2 protein-coding genes are annotated in these 3,102 nt (G+C 31.9%); both read right to left on the bottom strand.

Annotated elements, in window-relative coordinates; all coding sequences use genetic code 11:
- The coding region (locus tag ERL59_RS20450) for a kelch repeat-containing protein (protein WP_160648080.1) at positions 1-2,358 on the bottom strand (2,358 nt) is incomplete at its 3' end.
- Positions 2,359-2,400: 42 nt separating this feature from the next.
- Positions 2,401-3,102: hypothetical protein (locus ERL59_RS20445; RefSeq protein WP_201763655.1), on the bottom strand; the 702-nt coding region annotated here is incomplete at its 5' end.

Genomic DNA, 3,102 nt, shown 5'->3' with positions numbered 1-3,102 from the left:
TTTATTTCTTAAATTTCCATTATCATCATATTGGTAATGGGTTTCAATGTTTAGCTCCAACGGATTTACTGTAAATGAGTATGGTTCCTCTGAGAAACTACCATCTCTACTAAAAATTTTAATATAGTAGGTTTGTCCACCCTCAACAAAATAGTAGGCTTTACCAGCTAAACTAGCACCTGTCCCAACTAAGTTTTGATTTCCATCAAAGATATGTACTTCATAATAATTATCTATTGTGGATTGAAGTGTTAATTCATCAAGACCCGTTTGTGAAGCTGTATATTGATAAAAATCCACATCTAAATCTGAAGAAATGGTTGTACTATACGTACTAGAATATGTAAAAGGAAATGCAGTAGTAAAGTCGTCGTTAGGCTCATAAGAACTAGGTAATAGGATATTATTCAAATAAACCCAATCAGACCATTCTATTCCATCATTCACTCGTATACCAAAGTCCCATTCTCCATTTCCTAATGATGGAGTGGTATGTGTTTTATCTAAAGAAGCTATCTCGTTACTATTATATGACCAGGATTCCCAGTTATCTTGGGAACCAATGACTTGATAGGCTAACTGTTCTTGATTATCTAAATCACTGTAGTTCCAAGCCAATCTTACGCTGTTATTTGTAACTTGTTCATTATCACTATGAGAAGTGATCATTAGTTCAGGTAAACTATTTATTTTTATATATCGTGGATCAGAATAAGGTGAAGTTCCACTAAATTTATCCTCGATTCGTACTTTCCATCCATAAACATTTCCTCTGTTCAAAACATTTTCAGGTAAATAATAAGAAGAGTTCTCTGCATTTATCCATTCTGAAGTAAAAACCACTTCATTTGAAGGGTTATCTATTTGTATTTGAAATGCATTTTGTGTATCCATAGGGTGCCAATTAAATGTTAAAGATGTACCCTCTACTAACTCTTCTTCATCTATTAATCCTGGTGAAATAGTATTTGGCACATAATTAAGAACCGTTACTTCATTTGAATTTTCACCCTCACCTATTTGGTTAACAGCAGATATAATATAAAAATATGTAGTACCTGTTTCTACATTTTGATCTACATATGAGTTTTCTACCACGTTGTCAGCAATGATTTCATAGGGACCATCCTTACTATTTGATCTTTTAACTATATATTCATCGGCATTATTAACTACATCCCATGTCAATTGAATTTGTGCATTATTAATTTGTGCTTTCACGTTTTGAGGAGTATGAGGTAAGATGTCGATTTTTTCCACACTACCTTCAAAATCTCTCCCTCCTATTATATAAATGGATCCGTTTAAAGTATGACTCTGAGATATATATCTATCAAAAATTAAACTAGGCATTTCCATCCACGTATTTGTTACAGGGTTATACATTTCTACATCATTTAAATATGAACCTGAATTATAATCAAAGCCTCCCATTACAAAGATTTTTCCATTTATCATTTGACTTTGGAAAGATGACCTTCTAAAATTCATACTACTTAACTCTGTCCAGGTATTCGTCAATGGATCATAAACTTCTACACTATTTAAAGAATCACTAGCTGAATGTTCATTTAAATACTTATATCCTCCCATTACATAAATTTTTCCATCTATCACTTCGCTTTGAAACCATCCTCTGGTTTCATTCAAAGCTCTAAGTGAAGTCCATGTATCAGTCCTTGGATTATATTCTCCAAGTGTTGTAATGGGCTCAGCATTAGAATTATCATATCCTAAAACATAAATTTTCCCGTTGATCACGTGACTCGTATAAATTACGTTTAAATTCATATTACTCATTTCTGACCATATATTCGTTAAGGGATCATAAACTTCAGCGCTGTTCCCATCACTATCTCCACCTAATACATATATCTTCCCATCTATTACTTCAGTTTTAGAGCCCGTTCTTTCATCTTTCATATTACTAAGTTGTGTCCAGCTATTACTTAAGGGATCATAAACTTCAACCGAATTAGTTTTAATATTGAAGTTTCTCAAATCATCACTTATTAAACCACCCATTACATAAATTTTTCCATCTACCACTTCACTTATAAAGTTTGACCTAGATTGATTCATATTGCTTAATTCTATCCAGGTGTTTGTTAACGGATCATAGACTTCACAACTAGAATACCTTATTCCATCATCTAAATTATGCCCACCCATTACATAAATCTTCCCATCAACCATTTCACTTTGAAAACTAGTTCTTTTATGATTCATACTACTTACTTCTGTCCATAATTCAGTTTCGTTTGCTTCAGTATATGTTTGTATGCTAGGTAATGGGATGATCGTAAAAAACATGATCAATATTAACCCAAATTGTATCCATTTTTTCTGCTTTTTCATCCTATATCCTTCTCCTTTTTTTATAGAATAATTTTGTTAAGGTTAATTTTTTATCATTTTTTGCTTATTGATTAAATTTCCATTTTCATCGTATTGGTATTGTGTTTCAATGTTTAGCTCCAAAGGATTTACTATAAAAGAATAGGGTTCCTCTGAAAAACTACCATCACTACTAAAAATTTTAATATAGTAGTTTTGATCACTTTCCGCTAAAAAATACTCATCATTACTTAATGTAGCCTCAGTAACCAAATCCATATTCATGTTATATATATAAAAATCGTAATCTACGCCAACAGGTACTTGAAGTGATAAGTAATGAATTCCTGATTGATTTGGTACAATTTTAAAGAAATCTACATCATTAATTGAATTAATAATTGAACTATAATTGTTGTCATAAACAATTTGATACGCTGTATTAAAATCATCATTTGGTTCGTAAGAGATTGGTAATTGAATATTGTTCAAATAAACTTCTTCTGACCATTCCACACCATCCCAAACTTTGATTGCAAAATCCCAATCTCCTCCAGCTAGTTGTGGTGTCGTATGTGTTTTACTAGATGACACAACCTCTTCAGAGTTATATGACCAGGATTCCCAGTTATCTTGGGAACCGATAACTTGATAGGCTGACTGTTCTTGATCATCAAGATCACTGTAGTTCCAAGTAAGTTCTAAGCTATTATTTGAAACGATTTCATCGTTATTATGAGATGTAATTGATAATGTTGGTAAATT

Origin of the sequence: Chengkuizengella marina (genome assembly GCF_009910845.1) — a bacterium.
GTDB classification, from domain to species: domain Bacteria; phylum Bacillota; class Bacilli; order Paenibacillales; family KCTC-33759; genus Chengkuizengella; species Chengkuizengella marina.
This window is presented reverse-complemented; position numbering and strand designations above follow the sequence as displayed.